Origin of the sequence: Pseudoalteromonas sp. Isolate6 (assembly GCF_022398435.1) — a bacterium.
Taxonomy (GTDB): domain Bacteria; phylum Pseudomonadota; class Gammaproteobacteria; order Enterobacterales; family Alteromonadaceae; genus Pseudoalteromonas; species Pseudoalteromonas galatheae.
The window spans coordinates 1-7,916 of record NZ_JAKEVK010000207.1; the positions used below are offsets into that span (position 1 = coordinate 1).

General features: G+C 41.4%; 6 protein-coding genes. All 6 read left to right on the forward strand.

Annotation, left to right across the window (positions count from 1 at the left end):
• The first annotated feature begins 62 nt into the window (after positions 1–62).
• Positions 63–1,178 carry a polysaccharide export protein gene (locus L1D50_RS19390; protein ID WP_128728739.1) on the forward strand — a complete coding sequence of 372 codons (1,116 nt, stop codon included), beginning with the start codon at positions 63–65 and terminating at the stop codon, positions 1,176–1,178.
• A 12-nt stretch (positions 1,179–1,190) separates the two neighbouring features.
• Complete coding sequence (locus L1D50_RS19395) at positions 1,191–1,625, forward strand: low molecular weight protein-tyrosine-phosphatase (protein WP_239966631.1); 435 nt, start codon at positions 1,191–1,193, stop codon at positions 1,623–1,625.
• Positions 1,626–1,639: 14 nt separating this feature from the next.
• Entirely contained in the window at positions 1,640–3,874 is a 2,235-nt protein-coding gene (locus tag L1D50_RS19400) for a polysaccharide biosynthesis tyrosine autokinase (protein ID WP_128728737.1), read from the forward strand.
• 437 nt (positions 3,875–4,311) lie between these two features.
• Positions 4,312–5,427, forward strand: a complete 1,116-nt coding sequence (gene wecB, locus L1D50_RS19405) for a UDP-N-acetylglucosamine 2-epimerase (non-hydrolyzing) (protein WP_130164837.1) — start codon at positions 4,312–4,314, stop codon at positions 5,425–5,427.
• A gap of 44 nt (positions 5,428–5,471) precedes the next feature.
• The gene (wecC, locus tag L1D50_RS19410; RefSeq protein WP_239966632.1) at positions 5,472–6,731 is read left to right on the forward strand and encodes a UDP-N-acetyl-D-mannosamine dehydrogenase; all 1,260 of its coding nucleotides are present in this window, start codon (positions 5,472–5,474) and stop codon (positions 6,729–6,731) included.
• Positions 6,728–7,916, forward strand: a 1,189-nt coding sequence (locus tag L1D50_RS19415; protein ID WP_239966633.1) for a nucleotide sugar dehydrogenase, incomplete at its 3' end; no start/stop codon positions are given. The genes wecC and L1D50_RS19415, both read left to right, overlap by 4 nt.

Here is a 7,916-nt window from a genome sequence, read left to right on the forward strand (position 1 = left end):
GTAAAAGGCAATAAAAGTAATTAATTAAAAGAAAAGACTATAAACACTTTTGGGAAGATACAATGGCGCTACGCTGTAAAACTATCATTGCTTCAACTGTATTACTTGCAATGAGTGGCTGTACACTCGTTCCAGGTGGCCATTTCGAAGGAATAGGTTCTGGTGAACAAACTGCAAACCTTGAGCGAGATCTTGAGAAAGTAAATATTCATATTATCGACTCGCAATTGGTGCAAGAACATAAAATCAAACGTGCGAAACAAATTGATCACTCGTCGCTTGCGGGTATTGATGTTTCAAATTACGAGTATCGTCTTGGCGTAGGTGATGTAATCACCATTGGTGTGTGGGATCACCCTGAACTCACTATTCCAGCAGCTGTACAACGAACAGCAGAGTTTGACGGCTTCCGTGTTCAAGCCGATGGTACAATTAACTTTGCTTATGCGCCAAAGGTTCCCGCTGCTGGCCGCACAGTAACCGAGCTTAGAACTGACCTTGCAAAAAGACTAAGTCGTGTTATTGAAGAGCCGCAAATCGACGTAAAAGTGGTTGGTTTTAAAAGCCAAAAAGCGTATGTAACCGGCGAAGTTACAAAACCAGGTGTGTATCCAATCACAGAAACTCCAGTGACACTCATTGATGCTATCAACCAAGCTGGCGGTTTAACAGAAAGTGCCGATTGGGAAACAGTGTCCTTTACTCGTGGTGACAAAACAGAAGTTATTCAACTCGATGACTTTTATGCCGAAGGTGACATTTCACAAAACCGCTTACTTAAACACGGTGATATTGTTCACGTAAGTCGTAATGATAAACGCAACGTGTATGTGTTGGGTGATGTAATTAAGGCGGGCAAAGTAGACGTAAACCGATATGGCTTAAGCCTAGCTGAAGCACTAACGGATGTCGGTGGCTTTAACGAGCGTACAGCAGACGCAAACGGTGTTTTTGTCTTGCGTAAGCGCGACCTGCAAAAAGATGGTGTACTAGCAGATGTATATCAACTACATGCTAAAAACGTAGCCTCTCTAGTACTTGCAGAACAGTTTGAACTCGAGCCGCAAGATATTGTTTATGTGACTAGCGCGCCGCTTGCTCGTTGGAACAAAGTTATCAGCTTATTATTGCCTTCATTGTCTACAGTGGATGCGATTCAAGATATAGAAAATCAGTAATTGTGAGTACTCATGTTTGATAGTGTTTTAATGGTTTGTGCTGGTAATATCTGCCGCAGTCCTACGGCAGAGCATCTGCTAAAAAACAAACTAAGTGGCAAAAATGTAGCTGTTTCGTCGGCTGGATTAACCGCCCTAGAAGGAAAAGCCGCTGATGCATTAGCGCAGGAGTTGGCGAAAGAACAAGGAATCGACATGAGTGAGCACCAAGGTCGCCAGTTAACTGGTACCTTGGTTGCACAAAATAGTCTCATCCTCGTAATGGAGCAAAGGCATTTAACTGACCTTTGCAGCCGTTACCCTCAAGCCCGTGGCAAAACCTTTTTACTTGGTAAATGGATTGGCGATAAAGAAATTCCAGATCCATATCGCCAATCACGTGAAGCGTTTGAGCATGTTTATGAGCTTATCGATAGCGCCTGTAGCGCTTGGCAACAGTATTTATAAGGATCCGTGAGTATATGAATGCTCAGCCAAATCTTATCTCTAATCAAAAGTCATCAAAAGAAGAGACGCAAGAAATCGATTTAATGGCGCTAGTTGGCGCATTATTAGATGCTAAGTTTTTTATCGCAGGCATTACTGCACTGTTTATGCTGTTAGGTATAGCCTACGCAATATTTAGCACGCCAATCTACCAAGCAACTGCAATGGTACAGGTAGAGGAAAAGGGCGGGTCTGTTCCTGGTTTTGACGATATGTCTGGTATGTTTGAAAGTACCTCTGCGGCAGTGACTGAAATCGAGCTACTAAAATCTAGAAGCGTCATTGGTGAAGCGGTCGACACATTAAATTTAGATACCGTTGTTGAACCAAAACTATTTCCACTATTTGGTAGCCGCAGCTTTCGTAAATTTGTTGCACAAAGCGAAGGCGAAGTTGCAGAGCCAAGTCTCGGCGCAAGCTCTTATGCGTGGGGTGGTGAGCAAGTTGAAATACATCGATTTAAGGTACCAAGTAGTGCAGTAGGTGAAGAGTTTGTTTTACAAGCGAGAACAGATGAGTCTTTTGCATTATTAACAAGTGACGGCGACGAAGTACTCGCAGGTAAAGTAGGCGAAGAAGTAAAACAAGGCCAATTTGAGCTGACTATTAAGACTTTGATAGCACGTCCAGAGACCGAGTTTTCAATCGTTAAACGTAACCGTCTTCAGACGATTTTAGATCTACAAAGTGCAATATCCGCGTCTGAGAAGGGGAAAGACTCCGGCATTATTAACTTGGCACTTCAGAGTGCTAGCCCTGAATATGCAGAAAAAGTGCTAGATAAAGTGGCTGGTATTTATGTGCGTCGCAATGTGGAGCGTAATAGCGCGGAAGCGCAGCAGTCTCTTGAATTTTTAGAAGTGCAGCTTCCTGAAGTTAAGCGTAACCTAGAGCGCGCAGAAAAAGCCTTTAATGACTATCAAATTCGCCAAGAGTCTATTGATATTAGCCTAGAAACACAGGGCGTTTTAGAACAAATTGTAAAACTAGAAACTAAACTGCAAGAGTTAGAGCTAAAGCGTTTAGAGCTTGGCCGTAAATTTAAACGTGAACACCCCTCTTACCGCGGTGTGGTAGAGCAAATAGATACCGTAAAGCGCCAACGCAATGAATTAGCTGGTGAAGTTCAAGGACTGCCAGAGACTCAGCGCGAGCTGCTACGCTTAAAGCGTGATGTAGAGGTAAATAATGAAATCTACACGCTGCTTTTAGGTAAAACGCAAGAGCTAGATATTGTGCGTGCGGGTACGGTAGGCAACGTTCGTATAGTGGATTATGCAGAGGTAAATACTACCCAGCCAGTCAAACCTAAAAAAGCGCTAATCGTTGTGATGGCAACCATGCTGGGCGCTATGTTAGCTGTTGCTATTGTGCTTGTGCAAAAAGCGCTGCATAAAGGTATTGAAGACCCGGCGGAAATAGAAGCATTGGGTTTGCCTGTATACGCCAGCGTGCCATTCTCAGAGTACCAAGTAAAACTCACTGGTTTTGCAAAGGCGCGCAAGGGTAAAGTGGCAAAGGCAAAATCTATACTCGCCATGGATAACCCAGCAGACCTTTCCGTTGAGGCACTGCGTAGTCTTCGTACCAGCTTGCACTTTGCTATGCTAGAGGCAAAAAACAATGTTATTGCCATCTCCGGTCCAAGTCCAGGCGTGGGTAAATCCTTTATTACCGTAAACCTTGCAACCGTGCTGGCGCAAAGTGGCAAACGCATTCTTGTTATTGACGCTGATATGCGTAAAGGCTACCTGCAAACTCAGTTTGGCATGAAATGGGATGACGGTTTAAGTGACTACCTCTCTGGCCGATTGAATTTAGCGCAGGTGATTAAGCCAAGCCAAGTTGAAGGTTTGCAAGTAATGACGCGAGGCCAAATACCGCCGAATCCGTCTGAGCTACTAATGCATGAAAACTTTAGCAAGTTGATTGGTGAAGTGAGCAAAATGTACGACTTAGTTATTGTTGATACTCCTCCAATCTTAGCGGTGACAGACCCTGCTATTGTGAGTGCGCATGCAGGCACAACATTACTAGTAACTCGTTTTGGTCAAAACCATGCAAAAGAGCTAGAAATTACACGAAATCGTTTTGAGCAAAATGGTATTGATGTAAAAGGGGTGGTATTCAACGGTGTTGTTCGTAAATCAACTAATGCCTATGGTTACTACGGCTACTACAACTACGAGTACAAATCAGATAAAGCATAGCAGGTTATGTCGCTGCAACTCGTAGCAGCGACTTTACGTTACGACTCGTAGAACGGCTTTACGTTACGACCGTAGCAGCGACTTTATGTCGCGACTCGTAGAACGGCTTTACGTTACGACCCGTAAGCAGCGACTTTATGTCGCGACTCGTAGCAACGACTTTATGTTATGACCAATAAGATGAGTTGTTATTGTGAGACATAGGGCAAGCCGAAGTTGGTGCAACATAAAAACTCAATGTGTATAAAGTGGCATTATGTTGAGATTGAAAGATAACCAATCAAGGTTACTCAACTGCGAATTTAATTCGTAGAATAATAGCTCTGCATGAAGATATAGGGCGTTATGAATAGGGAGGCTGAATAAGACAAGTAAAGCCTCCTAAAATCCAATCGGCATTTCTAAATAAACCAGCAGAAAAAATAAAGGGACACTCTGTGAAAGTACTTACAGTATTCGGAACAAGACCAGAAGCAATTAAAATGGCACCTTTAGTACACGCTCTAAAGCAAGATGTACGCTTCGATGCCAAAGTATGTGTTACAGCACAGCACAGAGAGATGTTAGATCAGGTTTTAGAGTTATTCAAAATTACACCTGACTATGATTTAAACCTAATGAAAGCCGGGCAGACGCTACCAGAAGTGACAAGCCGAATTTTATTAGAGCTTACTCCAGTACTTAAAGAGTTTAAGCCAGATGTGGTCTTAGTACATGGCGATACTGCAACCACATTTGCAGCAAGCTTAGCTGCTTATTATGAGCAAATTTCAGTTGGTCATGTCGAGGCAGGGTTGCGTACAGGCAATATATACTCTCCATGGCCAGAAGAAGCAAACCGCAAGCTTACAGGGGCGCTTACTAGATACCACTTTGCTCCCACTGAGACCTCTAAACAAAACTTGCTAGTTGAAAATTACCATGATGAAAATATATTTGTTACGGGTAACACAGTGATCGATGCTTTGCTAATGGTTAAGCATCAAATAGAAACAGACTCCGATCTAAGCAATACTCTAGCTGCACAATTCCCCATGTTGGATGAGAGCAAAAAGCTTATCTTAGTTACAGGTCACCGCAGAGAAAGCTTTGGTGGTGGATTTGAGCGTATTTGTGAAGCTCTGGCTAAGACTGCAAAGGCGCACCCAAACTGTCAAATCTTGTATCCTGTGCATTTAAATCCAAATGTGCAAGAGCCAGTTAATCGCATTTTAAGCGATATTGACAATGTTCACTTAATAGAACCTCAGCAATATTTGCCTTTTGTTTACTTAATGAATAGAGCACATGTTATTTTAACAGATTCTGGTGGTATCCAAGAAGAGGCGCCCAGCCTCGGCAAGCCAGTTCTAGTTATGCGCGATACCACTGAGCGTCCTGAAGCAGTAGAAGCTGGGACAGTAAAGTTAGTCGGGACTGATGTAGCAGCAATCACCACTTCTTTAGAACAACTGCTAATTAATGAGAAAAGCTACGAGCAAATGAGCAGAGCCCATAACCCTTATGGTGATGGAAATGCATGCAAAAGAATTTGCGATATTTTAGCTAAATAAACACCAGTAAGCAGTTTTAAACTTCAAGATTTCAAAGGGAAAGTATGTCATTTAATACAATTTCGGTCGTTGGCTTGGGTTACATTGGATTGCCAACAGCAGCGATGTTTGCCTCTCGCAAAAAGAAAGTAATTGGTGTGGATGTTAATCAGCATGCCGTAGACACAATCAATCGAGGTGAAATCCATATTGTTGAACCTGAGCTAGATATGATTGTTCATGCAGCCGTAAAAGAAGGTTATCTCAAAGCAACGCTTTCACCAGAGCAAGCTGATGCTTTTTTAATTGCGGTGCCAACTCCTTTTAAAAATAACGACTCTCAAATTCCAGAACCCGATTTAACATATATTCATAAAGCCAGTGAAGCAATTGCACCAGTACTAAAGAAAGGAGATTTAGTTATTCTTGAATCTACCTCGCCAGTTGGTGCTACTGAGCAAATGGCAGGTTGGCTAGCTGCGGCTCGCCCTGATTTAAGTTTCCCGCAGCAAGCGGGAGAAAATGCTGATGTAAATATTGCTCACTGCCCAGAGCGTGTACTGCCTGGACATGTAGTTCGTGAGTTGGTAGAAAATGACCGCGTAATTGGAGGCATGACAGCAAATTGTTCTGCTCGAGCTGTAGAGTTATATAAAACCTTTGTACAAGGCGAGTGCGTAATTACTAATGCTCGTACTGCTGAAATGGCAAAACTAACAGAGAACTCGTGTCGAGATGTGCAAATCGCTTTTGCTAACGAGTTATCAATTATCTGCGATAAACTAGATATAAATGTATGGGAGCTTATATCGTTAGCTAATCGCCACCCACGTATTAATATTTTACAGCCAGGCCCTGGTGTAGGCGGGCATTGTATTGCAGTTGATCCTTGGTTTATCGTCAATTCAGTACCTGATGAAGCCAAGATCATAAAACAGGCTCGTTTTACTAATGATGCTAAGCCTCAATATGTGATTGAGAAAGTTAAAGCTGCGGCTAAACGATTTAGTTCTCCGACAATAGCTTGTCTTGGGCTTACATTTAAAGCTGATATTGATGATTTACGAGAGAGCCCAGCATTGTTAATTACCAATGAACTAGCTGCATCTAACATCGGTAAAATTATTGCTGTAGAACCAAATGTTAAAAAGTTACCAGATGACTTGAATGAGCTTGGTGTCAAATTAATGCGAATTGATGACGCACTATATGATGCTCATATTGCAGTCGTGCTAGTAGATCACAAAGAGTTTAAAGAGGTTTCTGCAAATAGTGTTCTTGACAAGGTAGTTATCGATACAAAAGGTATTTGGAGTAAAAAATGAACTTAGAAAACCTAAAAATTGCGGTCATTGGCTTAGGTTACGTTGGACTACCACTTGCGGTGGAGTTTGGGAAAAAGGTTAAAACTATAGGCTACGATATTGATTTGGTTCGTATCCAGGAGCTGTTAAGATATGAAGACGCGACTCTTGAATGCAATACTGAAGAACTTAAGGAGTCAAGTCATTTAAGCTACACCGCAAATTTAAATGATTTAAAGGGATGCAATTTTTACATTGTTACTGTGCCTACACCTATAGATGAACACAAACAGCCTGACTTATCCCCATTGCTTAAGGCATCAGAGGCACTCGGCTCTGTTATTTCAAAAGGTGATATTGTTGTATATGAGTCTACTGTATATCCGGGTGTTACTGAAGAGGTTTGTATACCAGTTATCGAACGTACTTCCAGCTTGACTTTTAACAGTGATTTCTTTGCGGGCTATTCTCCTGAGCGCATTAATCCAGGTGATAAGGAGCACCGTGTCACTAATATATTAAAAGTTACCAGTGGATCAACTGATGAAGTTGCTGAATTTGTCGATCAAGTTTACCAATTAATTATTGCTGCAGGCACGCATAAGGCATCGAATATAAAGGTAGCTGAAGCTTCAAAAGTAATTGAAAATGTTCAAAGAGACGTAAATATAGCATTAGTAAATGAACTGCACCAAATCTTCACATTAATGGGAATAAGCACAAAAGAGGTGATTGAAGCAGCTTCAACGAAGTGGAACTTTATGAAATTATCACCAGGTCTCGTTGGTGGTCACTGCATTGGAGTTGACCCATATTATTTGCTACATAAATCAGCATCAATAGGATATGTTCCAGATCTTATAAGAACTTCTAGAATAATAAATGATGGAATGCCTGAATATATAAGAAATGATTTTATTAATGGGTTAATAAAAAACAGAATAAACCCTATAGGTGTAAAAGTTCTTATACTGGGTTTTACTTTTAAAGAAAACTGTCCAGATTTAAGAAATACAAAAGTTTATGATCTATATTTAAAGCTTTGTGATTCAGGGTTTGATGTACAAATTTATGATCCCTGGGTTTGTGAACAAGAAGTATATAAAGAGTATGGGATCGAAATTATAACAGAATGTAGTGCTATTCGGGACAATGATGTCGGTATATTGACAGTGGCACATTCAGTTATTGTTGATGAATTAAGAT